The following is a 23,355-nucleotide window of genomic DNA, read 5'->3' on the forward strand; positions in this document are numbered from 1 at the left end:
AGTCCGTGGTGTAGGTTTTACTTGAGGACCCGGTAGGTACTCTGCACAAACCCGCTCTCAAAGGTGGTGCTGCGCATATGCTGCAGCGTCACGTCCTTCGCCAGGGCCCCGAACAGCGGGATGCCACTGCCCAGCAACACCGGTATGCGGGTGATGGTCAGTTCATCCAGCCGGCCTTCGCGCAAGAAGCTCTGAATCACCTGCCCGCCATCGAGGTACAGCCCCTTGGCGCCTGTTTCATTCAGGTGCTCGACCAGGTCGGCGACCGGCCCCGGGTGCACTTCGATGCCATGCTGCATATCGGCCTGCTGCAAGGTGCTGCTCAGCACCACCACACGCTTGTGCGGATACGGCCACTCGCCAAAGGTCAGGACCTTCTCGAAGGTGTTGCGGCCCATGACCAGGGTGTCGACAGTGGCCATGTACGCGGCGTAACCGTGGTCGTCACTGGAACTAGTGGCGACCATCAGCCAGTCCAGCTCACCGCTTTCACGGGCGATGTAGCCATCGAGGCTGGTGGCGATATAGACGGAGGTTTTCAGGGTCATGGGGCAGCTCCCTTGCAGGAAATAGCCGGATAGTATCAGGCAGGCTGTAGAAACGAAAAAAGGGCACCTTTTGCAAGGTGCCCTTCTTTCTGAAGATGGTCGGGGTAAGGGGATTCGAACTCCTGACATCCTGCTCCCAAAGCAGGCGCGCTACCGGACTGCGCTATACCCCGGTAAAAAAAAAGGCTCCAATAAAGGCGCCTTTTTTTATGGCTGGCTGCTAATGGCAAACCAACCTTTTAAGATTTGAACCCAGCGTACCGGCTTCAAAAATGGTGGGTCGTGTAGGATTCGAACCTACGACCAATTGGTTAAAAGCCAACTGCTCTACCAACTGAGCTAACGACCCAAAAATGGTCGGGGTAAGGGGATTCGAACTCCTGACATCCTGCTCCCAAAGCAGGCGCGCTACCGGACTGCGCTATACCCCGGCTTGAAATTTGGCTCCGCGACCAGGACTCGAACCTGGGACCCAATGATTAACAGTCATTTGCTCTACCGACTGAGCTATCGCGGAACTATCAATTTCAATTACAACAGTGCTGCAATTTCGAGTGCTGTATCACTACCGCTTCGAACTCTTCGACCTTGTGCATCGCTGCGTTCATGTCTCTGAGGCGCGCTATTCTACAACCTTCAAAACCCTTGTCAACCCCTAATTTGCATTCAACTTACTGATTTGCAACTTTTTTTCAGATTCCCAATTTTGCCGGGAAGCTGCGGGGCGACATACAGCGGGGCGCACTTTACAAGCACTCGAGAAAAAATGCAAAGAAAAAAGGCCTCGAAAATCGAGGCCTTAGCGTAACCCACCGAAAACTCAGGCAAAGACGATCTCTTCGCCCTCCACTTTCGCCGTGATGGCGCTGCCTGGCAGGAACTTGCCCGACAGGATCAACTGCGCCAGCGGGTTCTCGATCCAGCGCTGGATCGCCCGTTTCAGCGGCCGTGCGCCATAGACCGGGTCGTAACCGACGGCGATCAGTTTATCCAGCGCCTCAGGGCTCAGTTCCAGGCTCAGCTCACGTTCAGTCAGGCGGCTGCGCAGGCGGCCGAGCTGGATCTGGGTGATACCGGCGATCTGCTCGCGGCCCAGCGGTTCGAACACCACCACTTCGTCGATACGGTTGATGAACTCCGGCCGGAAGTGCGAACCCACGGCATCCATCACCGCCGCACGCTGCGCTTCACGATCGCCCACCAGTTCCTGGATCTGCGAGGAGCCCAGGTTGGAGGTCATGACGATCACGGTATTACGGAAATCCACCGTCCGCCCGTGGCTGTCGGTCAGGCGGCCGTCTTCAAGCACCTGCAGCAACACGTTGAAGACATCCGGGTGGGCCTTCTCGACCTCGTCGAGCAGCACCACCGAATAAGGTTTGCGCCGCACCGCTTCGGTCAGGTAGCCGCCTTCTTCATAACCTACGTAGCCTGGTGGTGCACCGATCAGGCGAGCCACGGAGTGTTTCTCCATGAACTCGGACATGTCGATACGCACCATGGCCTCTTCAGTGTCGAAGAGAAACTCGGCCAGCGCCTTGCACAACTCGGTTTTACCGACACCGGTCGGGCCGAGGAACAGGAACGAGCCGCTCGGGCGGTTCGGGTCCGAGAGGCCGGCACGCGAACGGCGCACGGCGTTGGAGACTGCCACCACCGCTTCTTCCTGGCCGATCACCCGCTCGTGCAGCAGGCTTTCCATTTTCAGCAGTTTTTCCCGCTCGCCTTCGAGCATCTTCGACACCGGGATGCCGGTCCACTTGGACACGACCTCGGCAATCTCTTCTTCAGTGACCTTGTTACGCAGCAGCTGGTTTTCCGCCTTGCCGTGCTGGTCGACCATCTGCAGGCTGCGCTCCAGGTCCGGGATCACCCCGTACTGCAGCTCGGCCATGCGGCTGAGGTCGCCCTTGCGGCGGGCCGCTTCAAGCTCCTGACGCGATTGCTCGATTTTCTGCTGGATCTGCGCCGAGCCCTGCACTTCGGCTTTTTCCGACGTCCAGACCTCTTCCAGGTCGGCGTACTCGCGCTCCAGCCGGGCGATCTCTTCGGTGAGCTTCTCCAGGCGCTTGATCGCGGCTTCGTCGTCTTCTTTCTTCAGTGCCTGGGACTCGACCTTCAGTTGAATCAGGCGGCGCTCCAGGCGGTCGAGCACTTCCGGCTTGGAGTCGATCTCCATGCGGATGCGGCTGGCCGCTTCGTCGATCAGGTCGATGGCCTTGTCCGGCAACTGACGGTCAGTGATGTAGCGATGGCTGAGCTTGGCCGCGGCGATGATCGCGCCGTCGGTGATCGCCACCTTGTGGTGCACCTCGTAACGCTCCTTGAGGCCACGCAGGATGGCAATGGTGTCCTCTTCGCTCGGTTCTTCAACCAGTACCTTCTGGAAACGCCGCTCCAGCGCGGCGTCTTTTTCAATGTACTGGCGGTATTCGTTAAGCGTGGTGGCGCCGACGCAGTGCAGCTCGCCACGGGCCAGGGCCGGCTTGAGCATGTTGCCGGCATCCATCGAGCCTTCGCCTTTACCGGCGCCGACCATGGTGTGCAGCTCATCGATGAACAGGATGATCTGCCCTTCCTGCTTGGACAGCTCGTTGAGCAGGGCTTTGAGGCGTTCCTCGAACTCGCCGCGGAACTTGGCACCGGCAATCAGCGCGCCCATGTCCAGCGACAGCAGGCGCTTGCCTTTAAGGCCGTCCGGCACTTCGCCATTGATGATGCGCTGGGCCAGGCCTTCGGCGATGGCGGTCTTACCGACGCCAGGCTCACCGATCAGCACCGGGTTGTTCTTGGTCCGGCGCTGCAGCACCTGGATGGTGCGGCGAATTTCATCGTCACGGCCAATCACCGGGTCAAGCTTGCCGTCTTCGGCGCGCTTGGTCAGGTCGATGGTGTATTTGTCCAGGGCCTGGCGCGACTCTTCGGCGTTGGGGTCATTGACCGCCTCGCCGCCACGCAGGTTGCTGATGGCGTTTTCCAGGGCCTTTTTGCTTACGCCCTGGCTGAGCAGCAGCTTGCCGAGCTTGCTGTTCTCGTCCATGGCCGCCAGCAGCACCAGCTCGCTGGAGATGAACTGGTCGCCCTTCTGCTGGGCCAGGCGGTCGGCCTGGTTGAGCAGGCGCGCCAGGTCCTGGGACATGTTCACATCGCCCGTGGGGTTCTGGATTTTCGGCAGTTGGTCGAGCTCTTTGCTCAACGCCTTGCGCAGGCTGTTGACGTCAAAGCCGACCTGCATCAGCAGCGGCTTGATCGAACCGCCCTGCTGATCGATCAGGGCCTGCACCAGGTGCGCAGGCTCGATGGCCGGATGGTCCATGCCCACGGCCAGGGATTGGGAGTCGGATAATGCTAATTGCAGCTTGCTGGTCAAACGGTCTATTCGCATGGGTTACCTTCCTTTATGGGCAGGTCGGAGCGATGGACACACCTGATGAAGAAAAACCTGCCAGAGATACCACTGTAGATAAGGGTGATTCTGGAAGATTCAAGCTAGCCGGGCTTGATCCAGGTCAGCGCGGTGCCAGCCAGACCAGGGAAGCGAAGCGGCCACCCTGCGGGGTACGCCGATAAGAATAGAAGCGCGGGTCGCTGACGGTGCACAAGCCACCACCATAGACGGCATTGACGCCGCGTGCTGCCAGGCGCAGGCGGGCCAGCTGGTAGATATCGGCCATCAGCTTGCCGGGCTGGGCACCGGGCACGAAAGCCCGGGCAGTTTCCGGATGAACGGTCGTGAACGCGTCGCGTACTTCCAGGCCAACTTCGAAGGCTTGCGGGCCAATAGCCGGGCCGAGCCACACCAGCACCTCGTCGGGCGGCAGCGCCAGGCGGTCCAGGGTGGCTTCGAGCACACCGTTGGCCAGCCCGCGCCAGCCGGCGTGGGCGGCGGCTACCCGGGTGCCGGCGCGGTCGCAGAACAGCACCGGTAAACAGTCGGCGGTCATCACCGTGCAGGCAATGCCCGGGGTCGCGCTGTAGCTGGCATCGGCTTCGGCGATAACACTGGGGTCGGCATCGGCCACCACCACGCCATGCACCTGCTTGAGCCAGGCCGGCTGAATGCCGAACTCGACGGTCAGTCGCCGGCGATTCTCGGCCACCGCTGCCGGCGCATCGCCAACATGGTCGCCGAGGTTGAAGCTTTCATAAGGCGGCAGGCTGACCCCGCCGCTGCGCGTGGTGACGCAGGCGCGCACCCCGGCTGGCGCAGGCCAGTCGGGAAACAGCAGCGCTTGCGTCAACTCGCTCATCCGATGAACGCCTCACGGTCTTGCTTGAGCAGCGACAGCAGCCAGACGAAGTCATCCGGCAGCGGCGATTCCCAGCCCATGCGCTCGCCGGTCACCGGGTGATCGAGCTCCAGGAAGCGCGCATGCAGGGCCTGGCGCGGGAAGGTCTTGAGCGCGTCGACCATGGTCAGGCTGGCCGCTGGCGGAATACGGAAACGCCCGCCGTAGACCGGATCGCCGACCAACGGGAAGTTGACGTGAGCCATGTGCACGCGAATCTGGTGGGTACGCCCGGTTTCGAGCTTGACCCGCACATGCGTGTGCGAGCGGAAGCGCTCCAGTACACGGTAGTGGCTGACCGCCGGCTTGCCGCCCTCGGTGACCGCCATGCGCTGGCGCTGCCCGCCGTGACGGCCGATCGGCGCGTTGATCTTGCCGCCGGCCGTTACCACGCCGATCACAATGCATTCATAGATGCGGCTGACGCTGCGGCTCTGCAACTGGGCGACCAGCTGGGTCTGCGCCTGGATGGTCTTGGCCACCACCATCAGACCGGTGGTGTCCTTGTCCAGGCGGTGGACGATACCGGCGCGCGGCACATTGATGATGTCCGGCACATGGTGCAGCAGGGCATTGAGCAGGGTGCCATCAGCGTGGCCCGCAGCCGGGTGGACCACAAGCCCGGCAGGCTTGTTGATCACCAGGATGTGGTCGTCTTCGTAGACGATATCCAGCTCGATGTCCTGGGCCACCCACTCGCCCTGGGCTTCCTGCTCGGCGTCGAGCGCCAGCAGCGCACCGCCGTGGACGATATCGCGCGGACGCAGGACAGCGCCATCGACCGTCAGGCGCCCCTCCTTGATCCAGGTGGACAGGCGCGAGCGCGAGTGCTCAGCGAACAATTGGGCGGCGACTTGGTCGAGGCGTTGCCCGCCCAATTCGGACGGCACCTCTGCGCGAAGTTGAATGATCTCGGACATGCTCGAATCAGCGGGCGGCACAGCCTTTGGTTTCGACTGCACGCTTGTGGTTAAATACGACGTCTTTTGCCCCGAGGGTTGCATCGGGGTGCTCATCATAACAGGACGGCCACGCCCAAGACAGCGGCCGTCATAGGGACGCAAGCCGCCATGCAAGTGAAACACCTGCTGCTGATCGCCATCCTCGGACTGACCGCTGCTTGTTCTTCGAAGGAAGTCGTCGACGAAAACCTGAGCGAAGCCGAGCTGTACCAGCAGGCGCAGGCCGACCTGGACAACCACAGCTATACCAGTGCCACGAGCAAGCTCAAGGCTCTGGAATCGCGCTATCCGTTCGGCCGCTACGCCGACCAGGCCCAGCTCGAGCTGATCTACGCGAACTACAAGAACGCCGAACCGGAGGCTGCCAAGTCTGCCGCCGAGCGCTTCATTCGCTTGCATCCGCAGCATCCGAACGTCGACTACGCCTACTACCTCAAGGGTCTGACCTCTTTCGACCAAGACCGCGGCCTGCTGGCGCGCTTCCTGCCGCTGGACATGACCAAGCGTGACCCGGGTGCTGCCCGCGACTCGTACAACGAGTTCGCCCAGCTGACCAGCCGCTTCCCTAACAGCCGCTACTCGCCAGACGCCAAGCAGCGCATGATCTACCTGCGCAACCTGCTGGCCTCCTACGAAATCCACGTGGCCGACTACTACCTGACCCGTCAGGCCTATGTCGCTGCCGCCAACCGTGGCCGCTACGTGGTCGAGAACTTCCAGGAAACCCCATCGGTCGGCGACGGCCTGGCGGTGATGACCGAAGCCTACATGCGCCTGCACCTGGACGAACTGGCCGCCACCAGCCTGGAAACCCTCAAGCTCAACTACCCGGATCACCCGAGCCTGGTCGATGGCCAGTTCGTGCCGCAACAGAACGAGGCCGACAACCGCTCGTGGCTGTCCAAGGCCACCCTGGGCCTGATCAATACCGCCCCGCCGCTGCCGCCGGGCGAGACCCGCGCCAACCAGGACGTGATCAAGCAGTATCAGGACGCCAAGGACGCGATCCCGCAAGAGCTGCTGCCTAAAGATGCCAACGGTGACGTCATCGAAGAAGAGAACCACGAAGCGGAAGGTAACAACGAAGACCGCTCCTGGTTCAGCTACATGACCTTCGGTGTGTTCGACTGAGCCATCGTGTAAAAGATAAAGGGAGGCCAAGGCCTCCCTTTTTTCATGCCTGAGCCCTAGACTGAAGGCTCTTCACTGACAAAGCTGGACACCATGGTTCGCCTACTATTCTGGATTGCCCTGATTGCCGCCGCCTTCTGGCTGTGGCGCAAGTTCAAGGCCAGCAATGCTGCTACGCAGAACAACAGCCTCGAAGACCCGCTGAAGATGGTCCGCTGCGCCCATTGCGGCGTGCATTTGCCCAGTGACCGGGCATTGCATCGCGGGGCGCAGTGGTATTGCAGCCAGGCGCACCTGGAGCAGGGGCCTGGGGCGCAGCGCTGATTGTGCGGCGCGGCCATCGCTGGCAAGCCAGCTCCCACAGGTACGGCAGGGATCTGAAGATATCTGCTTTCCTGTGGGAGCTGGCTTGCCAGCGATGAGGCCCTAGAGAGCAGCCACCCGCCCAGCCGGTGCATACGGCGCCGGGTCGATCATCGGCTCACGCCCCAGCAACAAATCCGCAAACAACTGGCAGGACGCCGGCGCCAGCACCAGGCCGTTGCGGTAGTGCCCGCAGTTCAGCCACAGCCCGGCATACCCCGGCACCTCACCGATATACGGAATGCCCTCAGGCGACCCCGGCCGCAGCCCTGCCCAATGGGCCACCGGGGTGGCATCGGCCAGCGCCGGCAGCAATTCCACCGCCGAAGCCTTCAGGCTTTCCAGCGCCTCCTCGGTCGGGGTCTTGTCGTAACCGGCATGCTCCAGGGTACTGCCCACCAGAATATGCCCGTCACGCCGCGGGATCGCATAGCGCCCCTTGGCCAGCACCATGCTCGGTAAAAAGTCTTCGGCGCACTTGTACAGGATCATCTGCCCTTTCACCGGCTCCACCGGCAGCTCCAGGCCCAGCGGCCGCAGCAAGTCGCCGCTCCAGGCGCCAGCCGTCAGCACGACGTGATCGGCCTGGATCGGCCCGGTCGCGGTCTCCACCCCGCTAATGCGCTCGCCCTCACGGCTGAAGCCGGTGATTTCGCAGTGCTCGCGAATGCTCACGTTCGGCAGCGCCAGCAAGGCGGCCTTGAGGGATTTGACCAGGCGCGGGTTACGCACGTTGGCAACCCCGGCCATGTAGATGGCGCGCCGGAAACCGCCGCCAAGCACCGGCACCGCGTCATAGGCCGCCGAGATATCCACAGCCGTCAACGGCCGCCCTTCGCGCTCGGCCCAGGCCAGCGCTTGGGCTTCGTCGTCCAGGTCCAGCCAGTACAGGCCGGTGGTGTGCACTTGCGGGTCGACCCCGGTGCTGGCGAACAGGCGCTCGCCCAGCTGTGGATAAAAATCCTGCGACCAGTGCGCCAGGGCCGTTACCGCTGCGCTATAGCGCCACGGATACAGCGGCGAGACAATGCCGCCACCGGCCCAGGAAGACTCCTGGCCGAGCGCGCCACGGTCACACAGCACCACCTGATCGACGTCGGCCGCCAGGTTGAACGCTGTCAGCAGGCCGATCACCCCGCCACCGACAATCACTACTTGCTTGGTCATGTATTGATCCAACGTCTGAAGTAAACCTCAACCACCCCAACAGCCATGGCCAGCATCAACGGCGCCGGGATTGCGGCGCACACCGGCCTGGTCGAGTACGAAATCAGCGCAGCGGTCACCGGTCATCAAACCACCCGGTATGCGCCGGGCGGTCAGGGTGAATGACGTCGAATGACGAACGGCTTGCAGCCGGTAGTGCTCGGTCCCGGACGCCAATGGGGTGACCAGGGCCTCGCTGTCGGCGTACTGGCCGGTGCGTGAATAGTGACGCTCCAGCAACTGCGCGCTTTCGAACAGCAACCCGGCGATTTCCGTGCGTGCGGCCTTGCGGACCTGTTCGCTGTAGCTGGGATAGGCAATGCCCGCAAGAATGCCGACCACGGCGACGACAAGCAACAGTTCAATCAGGCTCAAACCTTTCTGCAGGGTGGACATAAGTCGAACTCCTAGTGAAGCTGGCGCCAGAGAATGCGCCTGGGTGGCTGAGCGCCCTCTTCTACAGCCTGTGCATAAATGCTTTCGAGCACGCTGCGCCCTGCCCCGGCATGGCTGACGGCGGTGATCCGGTACAAGGTGGCGCAGAGGTTGGCGGGCCAGTGCGCGGCGTGGGTACTCTGGCCAAGGTTTTGTACGAGGTAGAAGCCGCTGGCGCCGCCTTGCCAGCTCAGGCCGGAGGTCGGCCCTTCGCCGCGGTAGACGCCAGCCGCCCGCACCCGTGCAGCTTCCGGCGGCGGTAAACAGTAACTGCACGGCAACACGCCCGACACGCTCGACTCTCCAACCAGCAAGGCCTGCTCCGCCTGCTCGAAGCCGTGCAAGGCTGCCTGCAGGTTGCCCGCCATACGCGCCTGCAGGGTGGCGCTGACCATCGCCGAGACGCCGAGCAAAGCCAACAGTCCCAGCAACACCAGGCTGACCAGCAGGATCACCCCGCGCTGGCTGCCGGGCCTAGCCATTGCGCAGGGCCACCGTCAGTTGATACTGCTGCGGCCTTACCCGCGCCAGCGGGTCAAGCAAGGTCAGGCTCAGACGCAGCCCGGCGATGCGGGTGGCACTCCGGCTGATGATGTCGACGCGCAGCTCGCCCAGGTTGTCGATCAGCGGCGCATAGCTGGCACCGCTGCCGAACATCAGGCTGGTGCCCTCAACGCGGTAGGTCTGGCGCCGTATCGGTATCGCGTAGTGCCCGGCCGGCGCGGCCTGGACATCGGGATAGACCCGCGCTTCGCGAATGCAATCGGTCACCAACGTCCAGTTCGGCCGCCCACCGGCGCCAGCCACTTCAGCAGTGATCAGGCTCAATTGCTGCAATTGGCCGTCCGCTGCGCGGACTACCGCCAGTGGCTGGGCAAACGCCTGTGCCGAGGACGGGTTCACATGGCTGATTGCATCCTCACGCAAGCAGCCGAACATGCCGCTCATGCGAATATCCTGGGCCATACGCTGCAACGCCAGGCGCGCGTCTTCCTGCAGTTGCGCGGCAACGCCCTGAGCCTGCCAGTTCGAAGTGGCGGCCAAAAACAGGCGGCTGGCACCGAGCAGCAGCACCAAGCCGAGGCTGAGGGCCAGCAACACTTCGACCAGGCCGACACCGGCTTGCCGTTTCATCGGCCTGGCCCTGCGTTGATGCGCGCTTCTTCGAGCTCGCCATGCTGCAGATACGCAGCCTGGGTACTCTGCAAGGCACTGTCGGTGGCCTGCAACGCCCGCACTTGCGCAGCCGCTGCAGCAAAAACACCCACCCCCAGCACCAGCATGGCCAGCAGCACCTCGAGCAAGCTCATTCCTTGTTGCCGTCCGCCATCCATGGCGCCTTCCTCCTGCGACTTTTCCACAGCCCTTTGCCAACCTGGCCGACTGGACGCTGCTGTCCGCCGGCCTGACTCTATAGAAGCACTTCCAGGGAGGAATGCACGGTGAAGCAACAGGGGGTAACACTGATACAAATGATGTTCGCACTAGCGCTGGTGGGGATGCTGACGCAGATCAGCCTGCCGACCTACAGCACCATGAGCAGCGGCCTACAACAGCAAGCTGCCGCCAAGGACCTGGCCCAGGCCTTGCGCACTGCACGCAGCGAGGCCTTGCTGCGCAACCAGGTGGTTCGCCTGCAGGCGTTCGACGATAACTGGAGTAATGGCTGGCGCATGGTCGTGGAGCAGGATGGCCCACAGTTGCTGTACGAACAGCGGCTTGAGCGGGTGAGTATCGTCGGCAATCAACCGGTAGCCCGGCAGATACGCTTCAGTGGGCTGGGGGTGCCCTTGCACGCGGGGGGAGCGTTTCAGGCCGGGACGCTGTTTATTTGCCAGCGCCCCGATCCTTACAGCCAGTACCGGGTGGTACTGGCGCACACAGGCCGGGTCAGCCTGCGCGAGGAGCCCGGCGAACAGCCGCTGTGCGCGGCTGCCGGGTCAGATCAATGAACGCACACGCAGCTCTTTGGGCATCGAGAAGGTAATGTTCTCCTCGCGGCCATCGAGCTCTTCGGCGCCGGTGGCACCCCAGGCCCGCAGTTGCTCGATCACCCCACGCACCAGCACCTCGGGTGCCGAAGCACCGGCGGTGATACCAATGCGCTCGACGCCATCGAACCAGCTTTTTTGCAGGTCTTCGGCGCCGTCGATCAGGTAGGCCGGGGTCGACATGCGCTCGGCCAGCTCACGCAGGCGGTTGGAGTTGGAGCTGTTCGGGCTGCCGACCACCAATACCACGTCGCATTCGTCGGCCAATTGCTTGACCGCGTCCTGACGGTTCTGGGTGGCGTAGCAGATGTCGTCCTTGCGCGGCCCGCCAATATTCGGGAAGCGCGCACGCAGGGCATCGATCACCCGGCTGGTGTCGTCCATCGACAAAGTGGTCTGGGTGACGAAGGCCAGCTTATCCGGGTCGTTGACTTGCAGGCTGGCAACATCGTCCTCGTCTTCGACCAGGTAGATGGCGCCACCATTGCTGGTGTCGTACTGACCCATGGTGCCTTCGACTTCCGGGTGGCCTTCGTGGCCGATCAGGATGCACTCGCGGCCGTCGCGGCTGTAGCGCGCCACCTCGATATGCACCTTGGTCACCAGCGGGCAGGTCGCGTCGAACACCTTCAGGCCGCGCCCGGCGGCTTCCTGGCGCACGGCCTGGGAAACGCCATGGGCGCTGAAGATGACGATGACGTCGTCCGGCACCTGGTCCAGCTCTTCGACGAAAATCGCCCCGCGCGCGCGCAGGTCCTCGACCACGAACTTGTTGTGCACCACTTCATGGCGCACATAGATCGGCGGGCCAAACACTTCGAGGGCACGATTGACGATCTCGATCGCCCGGTCCACGCCGGCACAGAAGCCACGGGGGTTGGCGAGTTTGATTTGCATGGCGGACTCCAGGCTCACAGGGCCTTGACCGCGAGGATTTCCACCTCGAAGTTCAGGGTTTTGCCAGCCAGTGGATGGTTGAAGTCGATGGTCACCTGGGCATCATCGAACGCTTTCACCACACCCGGCAATTCGGCGTTGGCGGCATCGTTGAAGATCACCAGCAGGCCTTCGGACAACTCCATGTCCTGGAACTGCGAGCGCGGCATGACCTGCACGTTCTGCGGGTTCGGCTGGCCAAAGGCGTTTTCCGGGACCACGGTCACGGTACGCTTGTCACCGGCCTTGAAGCCAAACAGCGCCGCTTCGAAGCCTGGCAGCAGGTTGCCGTCGCCGACCTTGAACACCGCCGGCGCCTTTTCAAAGGTGCTATCGACGGTGTCGCCGTTTTCCAGGTGCAGCGCGAAGTGCAGGGTCACTTCGGTGTTCTGGCCGATACGGGTCTCAGTCATGGACGGGCTCTCCGGACTTTTTGCTCTTGAACATGTCCAGCGCCAGCATCACCGCACCCACGGTAATGGCGCTGTCGGCCAGGTTGAAGGCCGGGAAGTACCAGCGGTTCTGCCAGTGCACGAGGATAAAGTCGACCACGTGGCCAAGCACGATACGGTCGTACAGGTTGCCCAGCGCGCCGCCGAGCACCAATGCCAGCGCGACTGCCAGCCAGGTCTCGTTGCGCCCCAGGCGCTTGAGCCAGATCACCAGCACGGCGCTGACCACCACGGCGATCAGGGCGAACAGCCAGCGCTGCCAGCCGGAGCTGTCAGCCAGGAAGCTGAAAGCGGCACCGGTGTTGTAGGCCAGGGTCCAGCTGAAGTAGTCAGGGATGACCACGATCTGCTGATACAGGCTCAGCGCGCCCTCGAAGTAGAACTTGCTGGCCTGGTCGAGGACCAGGACCAGCACGCTCAGCCACAGCCAGCTGAGGCGCCCGAAGCGCCCCACACCAGGGTTAGGCATAGTGGCGCACCTCGCCATTGCCGCTGATGTTGTCGGCGCAACGGGCGCAGATTTCCGGATGCTCGGGGTTCGAGCCGACGTCTGCGCGGAAGTGCCAGCAACGGCCGCACTTGGCGTGGCCGGACTTGACCACTTTCAGCTTGAGGCCAGGCACTTCGGTCTCGACCGCATCGGCTGGAGCCTGGGCGAACGGCGCAACGCTGGCTGCCGAGGTGATCAGCACGAAGCGCAGCTCGTCGCCCAGCTTGTTCAGGTCGGCGCTCAGGGCGTCGTCGGCGAACAGGGTGACTTCGGCTTGCAGGTTGCCACCGATGGCCTTGGCCGCACGCTGGTTTTCCAGCTCCTTGTTGACGGCTGTCTTGGCTGCCATCACGCGGTCCCAGTAGGCGCGACCCAGCTCGAAGCCTTCCGGCAGCTCGCTCAGGCCTTCATACCAGGTGTTGAGCATGACCGATTCGTTGCGCTCGCCCGGCAGGTACTGCCACAGCTCGTCGGCGGTGAACGCCAGGATCGGCGCGATCCAGCGCACCAGCGCCTCGCTGATGTGGTACAGCGCGGTCTGGCAGGAACGACGGGCAACACTGTTGGCGCCAGTGGTGTACTGACGGTCCTTGATGATGTCCAGATAGAAGCCACCCAGCTCCTGCACGCAGAAGTTGTGGATCTTCGAGTAGACGTTCCAGAAGCGGTACTCGCCGTAGTGCTCTTCCAGCTCGCGCTGCAGCAGCAGGGTACGGTCGACGGCCCAGCGGTCCAGCGCCAGCATGTCTTCGGCCGGCAGCAGGTCGCGGGCCGGGTCGAAGCCGGACAGGTTGGAGAGCAGGAAGCGCGCGGTGTTGCGGATACGCCGGTAGGCGTCGGCGCTGCGCTGCAGGATCTGCTCGGAAACCGCCATTTCGCCGGAGTAGTCGGTGGCCGAAACCCACAGGCGCAGGATGTCGGCACCCAGGGTGTCGTTGACCTTCTGCGGCTCGATGGTGTTACCCAGCGACTTGGACATCTTGCGGCCGTTCTCGTCGACGGTGAAACCGTGCGTCAGCAGTTCGCGGTACGGCGCATGGTTGTCGATGGCGCAACCGGTCAGCAGCGAGGAATGGAACCAGCCGCGGTGCTGGTCGGAACCTTCCAGGTACAGGTCGGCGCGCGGGCCGGTTTCGTGGCCGATGTTGTGCGAGCCACGCAGCACGTGCCAGTGGGTGGTGCCGGAGTCGAACCAGACGTCGAGGGTGTCGGCGATCTTGTCGTACTGGCCGGCCTCGTCACCGAGCAGCTCGGCGGCGTCGAGCTTGAACCAGGCCTCGATACCTTCTTTTTCGACGCGCTTGGCCACTTCTTCCATCAGCTCGACGGTGCGCGGGTGCAGCTCGCCGGTTTGCTTGTCGAGGAAGAACGGGATCGGTACGCCCCAGTTACGCTGACGCGAGATGCACCAGTCCGGGCGGTTGGCGATCATCGAGTGCAGGCGCGCCTGGCCCCAGGCCGGGACGAACTTGGTTTCTTCGATGGCCTTGACCGCGCGCTTGCGCAGGGTCTCGCCGTTGTCGGGCTGCTTGTCCATGCCGACGAACCATTGCGCGGTGGCGCGATAGATCAGCGGGGTCTTGTGGCGCCAGCAGTGCATGTAGCTGTGGCTGATGGTTTCGGTGTGCATCAGCGCACCGACTTCCGAGAGTTTGTCGACGATGGCCGGGTTGGCCTTCCAGATGAACTGGCCGCCAAAGAACTCCAGCGACTGCACGTACACACCGTTGCTCTGCACCGGGGTGAGGATGTCGTCGTTGACCATGCCGTAGCGCTTGCAGGTGACGAAGTCGTCTTCACCGTAGGCTGGCGAGGAGTGAACCACACCGGTACCGGCGCCCAGCTCGACGTAGTCGGCCAGGTACACCGGCGACAGGCGATCGTAGAACGGGTGACGGAAGTTGATCAGTTCCAGCGCCGAACCTGGCGCAGTAGCGATCACCGAACCTTCCAGCGCATAACGCTTCAGGCACGATTCGACCAGCTCTTCGGCCAGCACCAGCAGCTTGTCGCCGGTATCGACCAGGGCGTACTTGAACTCCGGGTGGACGTTCAGCGCCTGGTTGGCCGGGATGGTCCACGGGGTGGTGGTCCAGATCACGATCGAGGCAGGCTTGGCCAGCGAGGCCAGGCCGAAGGCGGCGGCCAGCTTGGCGTCATCGACTACCGGGAAGGCAACGTCGATGGTCTGCGATTTTTTGTCGGCGTACTCGACCTCGGCTTCGGCCAGGGCCGAACCGCAATCGAAACACCAGTTGACCGGCTTGAGGCCCTTGAACACGAAGCCGTGCTTGACCATTTCTGCCAGCGCGCGGATTTCACCGGCTTCGTTGGAGAAGTTCATGGTCTTGTACGGGTTGTCCCAGTCGCCCAGCACACCCAGGCGGATGAACTCGGTCTTCTGCCCTTCGATCTGCTCGGCGGCGTAGGCGCGGCACAGTTCGCGGGTCTGATCGGCGCTCAGGTGCTTGCCGTGGGTCACTTCGACCTTGTGCTCGATCGGCAGGCCGTGGCAGTCCCAACCCGGGACGTACGGGGCGTCGAAACCGGACAAGGTCTTGGAGCGGACAATCATGTCCTTGAGAATCTTGTTCAGCGCATGACCGATGTGGATCTTGCCGTTGGCGTAGGGCGGGCCGTCGTGCAGCACGAACTTCGGACGATCCTTGCCAATTTCGCGCAGCTTCTGGTACAGGCCAATGCTGTCCCAACGCTGCAGGATCTGCGGTTCGCGCTGTGGCAGGCCGGCCTTCATCGGGAAGGCGGTGTCCGGAAGGTTTAGCGTGGCTTTATAGTCGGTCATTTCAGGCTCTTCGTTAGCGGTTGACCGTGCCAATGGGCACGTGCGGCGGCGATATCCGCATCGATCGCCGACTTCAGCGCCTCCAGGGAGGCGAAACGCTGCTCTTCACGCAGCTTGTGGTGGAATTCCACCGTCAGACGCCGGCCATAAAGATCGCCGGCAAAATCCAGAAGATGTACTTCCAGGTGGGCTTTGCCATCACCTGAAACAGTAGGCCGTACGCCGATGTTGGCGACACCCGGCCAGTTCTTGCCGTCGAGTTCGACGCTGACCAGGTAGACCCCGCTGAGCGGTACGCGATGGCGCTTGAGCTGGATGTTGGCCGTCGGCGTTCCCAACTGGCGTGCCAGCTTCTGCCCATGCAACACCCGCCCGCGGATGCGGAACGGCCGCCCCAGCAGACGCTCGGCCAGCTCGAAATCGGCGCTGGCCAGCGCATCGCGCACTTGCGTGCTGCTGACCCGCAGGCCGTCGAGCTCGACGGTTTGCGCCGCTTCCACGGTAAAGCCCTGGAGGATACCGGCCTGTTCGAGGAAGTCGAAGTCGCCAACACGGTCGCAGCCGAAGCGGAAGTCGTCGCCCACTTCCAGGTGTTTCACCCCCAGGCCATCGACCAGGATGGTGTCGACGAACTCGGCGGCGCTGAGCTTGCTCAAACGCTGGTTGAACGCCAGGCACAGTACCCGGTCGACGCCGGCGGCGGCCAGCAGGGCGACCTTGTCGCGCAGCCGGGCCAGGCGCGCGGGCGCGGTGTCGGGGGCGAAATACTCACGCGGCTGTGGCTCGAAAATCACCACGCAGCTGGGCACGCCCAACTCGTCCGCTCGCTCACGCAGGCGCGCCAGGATTGCCTGGTGGCCGCGGTGAACACCGTCGAAGTTGCCAATAGTGGCGACACAGCCCCGGTGCTGGGGGCGCAGGTTGTGGAGGCCTCGAACCAGCTGCATAACGCGCTTCTTGCTCATAAAGTGGTCGATTATAACCACACCCGGGCGCTGACGACAGGCAGCAGCGTCACCCCGTGGCGTGGAATGTGTAAAACCGACGTCTGACCGCCGTTACGCCTTAATGCAACGCCTTGCGGGCGAAGTCACGCGGGCGAAAACCAAACAGCAACAGACAGCCGAAATAGGTCACGACCCCGGCCAGGATCAGCGCACCCAGGCGCAGGAAGCGCTCGAGCATCTGCCCTTCGGCCCAGGCCGGCATGTAATGCATGCCTACCAGCAATACCGCCGACATCAGCAGTACCGCCACCACCAGCTTGGCGAGGAACCTGGCCCAGCCCGGTTGTGGCTGGAACAACTGCTGCTGGCGCAGCTTCCAGTACAGCAAGCCGGCATTCAGGCAGGCACCCAGGCTGATGGCCAGGGCCAGGCCAGCGTGCGCCAGGTGGGTAATAAATGCCAGGTTGAACAGCTGGGTGCAGACCAGGGTGAAGATGGCGATCTTCACGGGCGTCCGGATGTTCTGCTGGGCATAGAAGCCTGGGGCCAGCACTTTGACCAGAATGATCGCCAGCAAGCCCACCGAATAGGCGATCAGCGCACGCTGGGTCATGGCCGCGTCGAAAGCGCTGAATTTACCGTACTGGAACAGCGCCACGGTCAGCGGCTCGGCAAGAATCGCCATGGCCAGGGTGCATGGCAGCACCAGCAAAAAGCACAGGCGCAGGCCCCAGTCGAGGATCCGCGAGTACTCGTGGCGGTCGCGGTTGGCGTAGGTCTTGGCCAGGGTTGGCAGCAGGATGGTGCCCAGGGCCACCCCGAGCACGCCGGAGGGCAGCTCCATCAAGCGGTCGGCGTAGTACATCCACGACACTGAGCCGGCCACCAGGAACGAGGCGAAGATGGTGTTGATGATCAGCGAGATCTGGCTCACCGACACCCCGAGGATCGCCGGCAGCATCTGTTTGAGCACCCGCCACACGCCACTATCGCGCAGGTTCAGGCGCGGCAGCACGAGCATGCCGATCTTCTTCAGGTGTGGCAGCTGATACAACAGCTGTGCCAGGCCACCGGCCAGCACGCCCCAGGCCAGGGCCATGATCGGCGGGTCGAAGTACGGCGTGAGGAACAGGGTAAAGCCGATCATCGCCACGTTGAGCAGGGTCGGCACGAAGGCCGGCACCGAAAAGCGGTTCCAGGTATTGAGGATGGCCCCGGCCAGCGACGACAGCGAGATCAGCAATATATAAGGAAAGGTCACCCGCAACAGGTCGGTGGTCAGCTGGTACTTCTCGGTGCTGTCGACAAAGCCCGGCGCCGTTACCCACACCACCCAGGGTGCGGCAAGGATCCCCAGGGCAGTCACCAGGGCCAGCACCAGGGTCAGCAGGCCGCTGACGTAGGCGATGAAGGTACGGGTCGCCTCCTCGCCTTGCTGGGTCTTGTATTCAGCCAAAATTGGCACGAACGCCTGGGAAAACGCGCCCTCGGCGAAGATGCGCCGCAGCAGGTTGGGCAATTTGAAGGCAATGAAGAAGGCGTCGGTGGCCACGCCTGCGCCGAACACCCGTGCCAGGATGGTGTCACGGACAAAGCCCAGCACCCGCGAGATCATGGTGATGGAGCTGACCGCGGCCAGGGATTTGAGAAGATTCATCGAAAGTTTTTCACGCCTGAGGATAAAGGGCTGTGCCGCAACGCGCCCAGTTGTGCGATACTCCGCGCCGCAACGCAAGCAGAGCAAAAGCTCCCGAGTTTACAGGTCGTACCGCAGAAGGGAATCACTCCCTTGTACAGAACGACCACTCAGCGGAACCATGCAAGTGCCCTTGACAACCGATCAACTCATCGGCATGATTCGCGGCCTATTTTGTTTGCTATTTACCAAGTCTTTCGAGGAGCTCGACGGTGGCCAACTCACCTTCCGCCAAAAAACGTGCAAAACAGGCTGAGAAGCGTCGCAGCCACAACGCCAGCCTGCGTTCCATGGTTCGTACCTACATCAAGAATGTAGTTAAAGCCATCGACGCAAAAGACGCCGAAAAAGCGCAAGCTGCTTACACTCTGGCTGTTCCAGTTATCGACCGTATGGCCGATAAAGGCATCATCCACAAGAACAAGGCTGCTCGCCATAAAGGCCGTCTGAATGGCCACATCAAGGCGCTGAAAGAAGCTGCAGCTGCCTAAGCGACACGCTTGTTGAAAAACCGACCCTAGGGTCGGTTTTTTATTGCCTGTGATTCCTGAGATTGACCTTTAACCCTGTGGGAGCTGGCTTGCCAGCGATCGACCGCAAAGCGGTCGCAACCCAGGCAACACCAGATGGGTAGCCTGGACCGGCCTCATCGCTGGCAAGCCAGCTCCAGCAATGGGCTGCAATGCAGCCCAGGGTGTTTGTTACTTACCAATCTGAATCTTCGGCGCCCACTGCAGCCATTCATCCTCGGCCTTGTCGAACAGGGCGAAGGTCTGCTGTGGACGAGCCGGGTTACCCATCTTCTCGCCGTCCGGCGTTGCAAAGGCAATTCCGCCCTCGATCAGGGTCTCCAGCGACTCTGTACGCACCGTTGCGCCCTTGAACAGGCCGATGTCGAAGCCAAATCCGCTGCTGTTCCAGAAACGGCTACCACCGCGTACCAGCGCTGCGTACCTGGGCTCGATCAGGACATGGATCAGCACCCGGTCGGCCGTCTGCCCCAACTCGAAACCGGTGACCTTGCCCACTGGAATCTCGCGGTAGGTCACTGGCACCCCCGGCTTGATCGAACCCCGCCGCGGGGCGCTGAGCACCAGCGCCAACCCGGCTTCGCGCTCGGAGAAGTCCGGCGCCTGTGGCAACGCATTGAAGTTGAGCTGCGGCCCTGCGCTCCTGACTGCCGGCTGCACTTCCAGGTACTGGCCGGTGACCAGGGTTTCCAGGTTGGCGGTCTTGACGATACCCAGGGCCGGCTTGACCACCCAGAACTGCGTACCTTCGCGGGCAATGCGCTCCGGCACCTCGGTGATCCGCGCCTTGAGCAGCACCGCCTGCAGATCCTTGGTCAGGTCGACCTGCTCGACCTTGCCGACATCCAGGCCCTTGAAGCGAACCGGCGTGCCAACCTTGAGGCCGTCTGCGCGATCGACACGGATGGTCACCGTGGTTCCGCTGCGGTTGGCTGCTTCCTGGTTTTCATGCAGGAGGAAGAACGGAATACGGCGTTTGAGCGCCACATTCGGGATTGGCGTGTCGAAGGCAATACCGCCGGCCATCAGGCTCTGCAGCGATTCACTCTTGATCTGAATGCCCGACAGGCCACCGCTCAGGGTAATGCCGCTGGCATTCCAGAAGCGCGTCGAACCGTTGACCAGGCCGGCGTACTCTTTCTCGATATGCACGCCGATCAGCAGGCGCTTGCTCTTTTTGGAGAACTGGTAGCTCTGCACCGTACCGACCTTGACCTGACGGTAGAGGATCGGGCTGCCGACTTCCAGCGAACCGAGGTTGTCGCTGTACAGCACCAGGTGCAGCCCGGGCGCCTTGAGGTCCAGTGGCGGCGCCTTGGCCCGCGCCTCGAACTCACGCTGCGGGGACGCGCCCTTGTCGCCCGGGCGAATGGCAATGTAGTTACCTTTGACCAGCGCTTCCAGGCCGGTGATACCGGCGAGGGAGATCGACGGTTTGACCACCCAGAACTGGGTGCCGTCGACCAGGTAATCTTCGGCCAGCGGATCGAGGGTCAGATCGGCCATGGCACTGGCCAGGTCGGCATCGACCTTGAGGGTCTTCAACGAACCAACCTGGATACCTTTGTACATCACCGGGGTACGCCCGGCCTGCAGGCCCTCGAAGTCGCTCAGCTTGACCTTGACGCGAATCCCGGCCTGGGCCGCATCGAAGTCTTCGTACAGACGGAACGGTAAGCTCGGATCAGTTGGCGGGCTGTCCTTGCGGTGCTCGGGCGTGGCGAAGGCGATACCGCCGGCGACAATACTGGCCAGCGATTCACTACGGACCTTCACCCCGGAAAGGTCGGCATCGATGCTGATGCCGCTGGCGTTCCAGAAGCGCGTATGTTTGCGCACAAGGGCGGCGTAAGCCGGCTCGATGTACACCTTGACCTCGACCGTGCCCTGGTCTTCGGCCAGACGATAGCTCTTTACCCGGCCAACCTGGATCTGCTTGTAGAACACCGGACTGTCGCGATTGAGCGAGCCCAGGCGGTCAGCCTTTAGGGTCAGGTGCAGGCCTGGCTCGCTGTCAGACAGCGGCGGCGCCTCATCCAGCGCCTTGAAGCGCTTGGTCGGCTCGCCTTGCCCAGGGCTCACGGCAATGTAGTTACCCGAAACCAGGGTCTCCAGGCCGGTGATCCCGGCCAGGCTGACACTCGGCTTGACCAGCCAGAAGCGGGTGCCGGTATTCAGGTGCGGCTCGGCTTCCTTGTTCATCTCGATGGTGGCGATGACCCCGGTATTGTTGCCCTTGGCATCCAGTACCAGCTCTTTCACCTTACCGACCGACATGCCCTTGAAGACCACTTCGGTCTTGTTGGCGACGATACCCTCACCGCTTTCAAAGCGGACCTGGATGTTCACCCCTGACTCGCGATAGGCCTGCCAGCCAAGCCAGCCACCGATCACCAGAGCGATCAGAGGCAATATCCATATGGCCGACCAGTTCGAAGCTGGGCGGGTTTTAGCCGTAGGCAAATCACTCATGGTCGTCATCCGACTCCGTGTTATCCCAAATCAGTCGGGGATCGAAGGTTACTGCAGCGAGCATCGTCAGAATCACCACACTGGCGAAGGCGACGGCGCCCAGATTGGCTTCGACACTGGCGATCCTGCCGAAATTCACCACCGCCACCAAAATGGCGATCACGAAAATATCCAGCATCGACCAGCGTCCGATGAATTCGATGAAGCGGTACATCAGGATTCGTTGCCGCGCCGACAACGGTTGGTGGCGCTGCACCGAATAAAGCAACAGGGCAATACCCACCAGCTTGAAGGTCGGCACCAGGATACTGGCGATGAACACCACCGCAGCGATCGGCAGCATGCCGTGCTTCATCAAGGTAATAACGCCGGACATGATGGTGTCCGGGCTGCCCTGGCCCAGCGCGCTGACGGTCATGATCGGCAGCACATTGGCCGGGATGTACAAAATTGCCGAGGTGATCAGCAACGCCCAGGTTCGCACCAGGCTGTTCGGCCGCCGCGCATGCACCACTGCACCACAGCGGGTGCAGGTTTGTGCGTCACTGTCTGGCTCCTGGCGATTCAGCTCGTGGCATTCACCACAAACCAGAATGCCAGCATCAATCGCACGCATGCAGGTCTTCCCCCGATAAAGCACTCCATATCTGGTGGGGCGACATCACCACCTCCAGCCACACCTGCACCAACAACAAACTGATAAAGCAGGCCAGACCCAGGCCGAGGCTCAGCTCCGCGAGATCGACCAGCTTGACCATCGCCACCAGCACGCCCATGAAATACACCTCGAGCATGCCCCAATCGCGTAGATGGTGATAAATGCGATAGAGCAGCAAGCCGTAACTGCGGCCAATGTTCAGGCGAATGCTCAACAGCACTACCAACTGGCATAACAGCTTGAGCAAGGGAATGGCCATGCTGCACAGGAATACCACCACCGCCACGCCGCGCATGCCGGTGTTGTACAGCCCGACCACGCCGCTCCAGACGGTATCGTTGGAGCTTTGGCCGAGCAGGTGCAATTGCATGATCGGCAGGAAGTTGGCAGGTACGTAGAGCAGCAAGGCCGCCAGCACCAGGGCCAGGCTGCGCGGGACCACATTGTGTCGATGGGCGTAGAGCTCGTAGCCACAGCGCGGGCAGTGGGCCTTTTCGTCCTGTTTGAGCACAGGCTTACGCATCAGCAGGTCGCATTCGTGACAGGCCACCAGGTTTTCCAGGGGCAGGTCGGCGAGCTGATGGGGGTCGGCAGATTCTGACATAGTGAACTTCTGAGTCAACGCGAGGGCGCTATTCTAACCGATGTAGGAGCGGGCTTGCCCCGCGATACCCTTCTGTCAGCCACATCGCATCGCGGGGCAAGTCGAGGCGTCGCACCGCCGCTCCCACAGACGCCATAAAGACAAAACCCCTACCTGCGTACGCAGATAGGGGTTTCGGAATTTAATCTTGACGATGACCTACTCTCACATGGGGAAACCCCACACTACCATCGGCGATGCATCGTTTCACTGCTGAGTTCGGGATGGGATCAGGTGGTTCCAATGCTCTATGGTCGTCAAGAAATTCTGTTGCCAGAAGGTCTTGTTTAAGACACTCCAGCGAATCGGGTATGTGATGTTTTGTGAGTTACAAATTCTCGGCTTTGCAGTCTTCACAACACCGCAATCTGGTCATTCGACGCAAATTGCTTGGGTGTTATATGGTCAAGCCTCACGGGCAATTAGTATTGGTTAGCTCAACGCCTCACAGCGCTTACACACCCAACCTATCAACGTCGTAGTCTTCGACGGCCCTTCAGGGAGCTCAAGGCTCCAGTGAGATCTCATCTTGAGGCAAGTTTCCCGCTTAGATGCTTTCAGCGGTTATCTCTTCCGAACATAGCTACCCGGCAATGCCACTGGCGTGACAACCGGAACACCAGAGGTTCGTCCACTCCGGTCCTCTCGTACTAGGAGCAGCCCCTCTCAAATCTCAAACGTCCACGGCAGATAGGGACCGAACTGTCTCACGACGTTCTAAACCCAGCTCGCGTACCACTTTAAATGGCGAACAGCCATACCCTTGGGACCGGCTTCAGCCCCAGGATGTGATGAGCCGACAT

General features: G+C 62.1%; 22 protein-coding genes, 4 tRNA genes and 2 rRNA genes (1 of these 28 running past the window's edge). 4 read left to right on the plus strand and 24 right to left on the minus strand.

What is annotated here, in order from left to right:
- Positions 1 to 17 precede the first annotated feature (17 nt).
- The 8 genes from PspR32_RS21955 to rluD form a co-directional block, all read right to left on the minus strand.
- Positions 18 to 548: a dihydrofolate reductase family protein gene (locus PspR32_RS21955; RefSeq protein WP_100782486.1), complete on the minus strand. Its 531-nt coding sequence runs from the start codon at positions 546 to 548 to the stop codon at positions 18 to 20.
- 96 nt (positions 549 to 644) lie between these two features.
- Positions 645 to 721 (minus strand) — tRNA-Pro (locus tag PspR32_RS21960).
- 100 nt (positions 722 to 821) lie between these two features.
- Positions 822 to 897 (minus strand) — tRNA-Lys (locus tag PspR32_RS21965).
- 5 nt (positions 898 to 902) lie between these two features.
- A tRNA-Pro gene (locus PspR32_RS21970) sits at positions 903 to 979 on the minus strand.
- Between the two features lie 10 nt (positions 980 to 989).
- Positions 990 to 1,065 (minus strand) — tRNA-Asn (locus PspR32_RS21975).
- Between the two features lie 303 nt (positions 1,066 to 1,368).
- A complete protein-coding gene (clpB, locus tag PspR32_RS21980; protein WP_010220611.1) occupies positions 1,369 to 3,933 on the minus strand; it encodes an ATP-dependent chaperone ClpB in 2,565 nt (854 codons plus the stop codon).
- 124 nt (positions 3,934 to 4,057) lie between these two features.
- The gene (gene pgeF, locus PspR32_RS21985) at positions 4,058 to 4,798 is read right to left on the minus strand and encodes a peptidoglycan editing factor PgeF (RefSeq protein ID WP_010220610.1); all 741 of its coding nucleotides are present in this window, start codon (positions 4,796 to 4,798) and stop codon (positions 4,058 to 4,060) included.
- Entirely contained in the window at positions 4,795 to 5,757 is a 963-nt protein-coding gene (gene rluD / locus PspR32_RS21990) for a 23S rRNA pseudouridine(1911/1915/1917) synthase RluD (RefSeq protein ID WP_010220609.1), read from the minus strand. The genes pgeF and rluD overlap by 4 nt, the downstream gene beginning before the upstream one ends.
- Before the next feature lie 150 nt (positions 5,758 to 5,907).
- On the opposite strand from rluD, the gene PspR32_RS21995 reads away from it, so the two are divergent.
- Complete coding sequence (locus PspR32_RS21995) at positions 5,908 to 6,930, plus strand: outer membrane protein assembly factor BamD (protein ID WP_010220608.1); 1,023 nt, start codon at positions 5,908 to 5,910, stop codon at positions 6,928 to 6,930.
- A 93-nt stretch (positions 6,931 to 7,023) separates the two neighbouring features.
- The gene (locus PspR32_RS22000) at positions 7,024 to 7,254 is read left to right on the plus strand and encodes a PP0621 family protein (RefSeq protein WP_010220607.1); all 231 of its coding nucleotides are present in this window, start codon (positions 7,024 to 7,026) and stop codon (positions 7,252 to 7,254) included.
- 102 nt (positions 7,255 to 7,356) lie between these two features.
- On the opposite strand, the gene thiO is transcribed toward PspR32_RS22000, so the two are convergent.
- The 5 genes from thiO to PspR32_RS22025 are packed head-to-tail and all read right to left on the minus strand — an operon-like array spanning position 7,357 to position 10,268.
- Positions 7,357 to 8,460, minus strand: coding sequence for a glycine oxidase ThiO (thiO, locus tag PspR32_RS22005; protein WP_010220606.1), 1,104 nt, complete (start codon positions 8,458 to 8,460; stop codon positions 7,357 to 7,359).
- 27 nt (positions 8,461 to 8,487) lie between these two features.
- Positions 8,488 to 8,886, minus strand: a complete 399-nt coding sequence (locus tag PspR32_RS22010) for a type IV pilin protein (RefSeq protein WP_026001166.1) — start codon at positions 8,884 to 8,886, stop codon at positions 8,488 to 8,490.
- 20 nt (positions 8,887 to 8,906) lie between these two features.
- Positions 8,907 to 9,416, minus strand: coding sequence for a PilX N-terminal domain-containing pilus assembly protein (locus tag PspR32_RS22015; RefSeq protein ID WP_010220604.1), 510 nt, complete (start codon positions 9,414 to 9,416; stop codon positions 8,907 to 8,909).
- Positions 9,409 to 10,068 (minus strand): PilW family protein, encoded by a 660-nt coding sequence (locus PspR32_RS22020; protein ID WP_159389169.1) that lies wholly within the window; start codon positions 10,066 to 10,068, stop codon positions 9,409 to 9,411. Before PspR32_RS22020 ends, PspR32_RS22015 begins: the two co-directional genes overlap by 8 nt.
- A complete protein-coding gene (locus PspR32_RS22025) occupies positions 10,065 to 10,268 on the minus strand; it encodes a type IV pilus modification PilV family protein (RefSeq protein WP_036996891.1) in 204 nt (67 codons plus the stop codon). Before PspR32_RS22025 ends, PspR32_RS22020 begins: the two co-directional genes overlap by 4 nt.
- Positions 10,269 to 10,409: 141 nt before the next feature.
- On the opposite strand from PspR32_RS22025, the gene PspR32_RS22030 reads away from it, so the two are divergent.
- Complete coding sequence (locus PspR32_RS22030; protein WP_232531783.1) at positions 10,410 to 10,886, plus strand: GspH/FimT family pseudopilin; 477 nt, start codon at positions 10,410 to 10,412, stop codon at positions 10,884 to 10,886.
- Here PspR32_RS22030 and ispH read toward each other — a convergent pair.
- The 6 genes from ispH to murJ form a co-directional block, all read right to left on the minus strand.
- Positions 10,875 to 11,822 (minus strand): 4-hydroxy-3-methylbut-2-enyl diphosphate reductase, encoded by a 948-nt coding sequence (ispH, locus tag PspR32_RS22035; protein WP_010220599.1) that lies wholly within the window; start codon positions 11,820 to 11,822, stop codon positions 10,875 to 10,877. The genes PspR32_RS22030 and ispH overlap by 12 nt on opposite strands.
- A 14-nt stretch (positions 11,823 to 11,836) precedes the next feature.
- Positions 11,837 to 12,274 (minus strand): FKBP-type peptidyl-prolyl cis-trans isomerase, encoded by a 438-nt coding sequence (gene fkpB, locus PspR32_RS22040; protein ID WP_010220598.1) that lies wholly within the window; start codon positions 12,272 to 12,274, stop codon positions 11,837 to 11,839.
- Positions 12,267 to 12,782, minus strand: coding sequence for a signal peptidase II (lspA, locus tag PspR32_RS22045; protein WP_010220597.1), 516 nt, complete (start codon positions 12,780 to 12,782; stop codon positions 12,267 to 12,269). The genes fkpB and lspA overlap by 8 nt, the downstream gene beginning before the upstream one ends.
- Positions 12,775 to 15,606 carry an isoleucine--tRNA ligase gene (gene ileS, locus PspR32_RS22050; protein ID WP_010220596.1) on the minus strand — a complete coding sequence of 944 codons (2,832 nt, stop codon included), beginning with the start codon at positions 15,604 to 15,606 and terminating at the stop codon, positions 12,775 to 12,777. The genes lspA and ileS overlap by 8 nt, the downstream gene beginning before the upstream one ends.
- Positions 15,603 to 16,553, minus strand: a complete 951-nt coding sequence (ribF, locus tag PspR32_RS22055; RefSeq protein ID WP_010220595.1) for a bifunctional riboflavin kinase/FAD synthetase — start codon at positions 16,551 to 16,553, stop codon at positions 15,603 to 15,605. The genes ileS and ribF overlap by 4 nt, the downstream gene beginning before the upstream one ends.
- Positions 16,554 to 16,671: 118 nt before the next feature.
- Complete coding sequence (gene murJ, locus PspR32_RS22060) at positions 16,672 to 18,210, minus strand: murein biosynthesis integral membrane protein MurJ (protein ID WP_010220594.1); 1,539 nt, start codon at positions 18,208 to 18,210, stop codon at positions 16,672 to 16,674.
- A 251-nt stretch (positions 18,211 to 18,461) separates the two neighbouring features.
- Here murJ and rpsT point away from each other — a divergent pair, with 251 nt between their 5' ends.
- Positions 18,462 to 18,740, plus strand: coding sequence for a 30S ribosomal protein S20 (gene rpsT, locus PspR32_RS22065; RefSeq protein WP_010220592.1), 279 nt, complete (start codon positions 18,462 to 18,464; stop codon positions 18,738 to 18,740).
- A 210-nt stretch (positions 18,741 to 18,950) separates the two neighbouring features.
- On the opposite strand, the gene PspR32_RS22070 is transcribed toward rpsT, so the two are convergent.
- The 5 genes from PspR32_RS22070 to PspR32_RS22090 all read right to left on the minus strand — a co-directional run.
- Entirely contained in the window at positions 18,951 to 21,251 is a 2,301-nt protein-coding gene (locus tag PspR32_RS22070) for a PqiB family protein (protein ID WP_159389170.1), read from the minus strand.
- Entirely contained in the window at positions 21,244 to 21,867 is a 624-nt protein-coding gene (locus PspR32_RS22075; protein WP_010220589.1) for a paraquat-inducible protein A, read from the minus strand. Before PspR32_RS22075 ends, PspR32_RS22070 begins: the two co-directional genes overlap by 8 nt.
- Positions 21,854 to 22,513, minus strand: coding sequence for a paraquat-inducible protein A (locus PspR32_RS22080; RefSeq protein WP_010220588.1), 660 nt, complete (start codon positions 22,511 to 22,513; stop codon positions 21,854 to 21,856). Before PspR32_RS22080 ends, PspR32_RS22075 begins: the two co-directional genes overlap by 14 nt.
- Before the next feature lie 185 nt (positions 22,514 to 22,698).
- A 5S ribosomal RNA gene (gene rrf, locus PspR32_RS22085) occupies positions 22,699 to 22,814 on the minus strand.
- Between the two features lie 139 nt (positions 22,815 to 22,953).
- Positions 22,954 to 23,355, minus strand: a 23S ribosomal RNA gene (locus PspR32_RS22090) (it continues 2,489 nt past the right edge of the window).

Origin of the sequence: Pseudomonas sp. R32 (assembly GCF_009866705.1) — a bacterium.
Classification (GTDB): domain Bacteria; phylum Pseudomonadota; class Gammaproteobacteria; order Pseudomonadales; family Pseudomonadaceae; genus Aquipseudomonas; species Aquipseudomonas donghuensis.

Excerpts from the sequence above, each read along its gene's own strand:
- rluD (WP_010220609.1), bottom strand. The coding sequence starts at position 5,757 with ATGTCCGAGATCATTCAACTTCGCGCAGAGGTGCCGTCCGAATTGGGC.
- PspR32_RS21995 (WP_010220608.1), top strand. The coding sequence starts at position 5,908 with ATGCAAGTGAAACACCTGCTGCTGATCGCCATCCTCGGACTGACCGCT.
- PspR32_RS22070 (WP_159389170.1), bottom strand. The coding sequence starts at position 21,251 with ATGAGTGATTTGCCTACGGCTAAAACCCGCCCAGCTTCGAACTGGTCG.
- ileS (WP_010220596.1), bottom strand. The coding sequence starts at position 15,606 with ATGACCGACTATAAAGCCACGCTAAACCTTCCGGACACCGCCTTCCCG.
- PspR32_RS21955 (WP_100782486.1), bottom strand. The coding sequence starts at position 548 with ATGACCCTGAAAACCTCCGTCTATATCGCCACCAGCCTCGATGGCTAC.
- ispH (WP_010220599.1), bottom strand. The coding sequence starts at position 11,822 with ATGCAAATCAAACTCGCCAACCCCCGTGGCTTCTGTGCCGGCGTGGAC.
- PspR32_RS22075 (WP_010220589.1), bottom strand. The coding sequence starts at position 21,867 with ATGCGTGCGATTGATGCTGGCATTCTGGTTTGTGGTGAATGCCACGAG.
- thiO (WP_010220606.1), bottom strand. The coding sequence starts at position 8,460 with ATGACCAAGCAAGTAGTGATTGTCGGTGGCGGGGTGATCGGCCTGCTG.
- murJ (WP_010220594.1), bottom strand. The coding sequence starts at position 18,210 with ATGAATCTTCTCAAATCCCTGGCCGCGGTCAGCTCCATCACCATGATC.
- PspR32_RS22025 (WP_036996891.1), bottom strand. The coding sequence starts at position 10,268 with ATGGATGGCGGACGGCAACAAGGAATGAGCTTGCTCGAGGTGCTGCTG.
- PspR32_RS22020 (WP_159389169.1), bottom strand. The coding sequence starts at position 10,068 with ATGAAACGGCAAGCCGGTGTCGGCCTGGTCGAAGTGTTGCTGGCCCTC.
- pgeF (WP_010220610.1), bottom strand. The coding sequence starts at position 4,798 with ATGAGCGAGTTGACGCAAGCGCTGCTGTTTCCCGACTGGCCTGCGCCA.
- ribF (WP_010220595.1), bottom strand. The coding sequence starts at position 16,553 with ATGCAGCTGGTTCGAGGCCTCCACAACCTGCGCCCCCAGCACCGGGGC.
- fkpB (WP_010220598.1), bottom strand. The coding sequence starts at position 12,274 with ATGACTGAGACCCGTATCGGCCAGAACACCGAAGTGACCCTGCACTTC.
- PspR32_RS22000 (WP_010220607.1), top strand. The coding sequence starts at position 7,024 with ATGGTTCGCCTACTATTCTGGATTGCCCTGATTGCCGCCGCCTTCTGG.
- PspR32_RS22015 (WP_010220604.1), bottom strand. The coding sequence starts at position 9,416 with ATGGCTAGGCCCGGCAGCCAGCGCGGGGTGATCCTGCTGGTCAGCCTG.
- PspR32_RS22030 (WP_232531783.1), top strand. The coding sequence starts at position 10,410 with ATGTTCGCACTAGCGCTGGTGGGGATGCTGACGCAGATCAGCCTGCCG.
- lspA (WP_010220597.1), bottom strand. The coding sequence starts at position 12,782 with ATGCCTAACCCTGGTGTGGGGCGCTTCGGGCGCCTCAGCTGGCTGTGG.
- PspR32_RS22080 (WP_010220588.1), bottom strand. The coding sequence starts at position 22,513 with ATGTCAGAATCTGCCGACCCCCATCAGCTCGCCGACCTGCCCCTGGAA.
- clpB (WP_010220611.1), bottom strand. The coding sequence starts at position 3,933 with ATGCGAATAGACCGTTTGACCAGCAAGCTGCAATTAGCATTATCCGAC.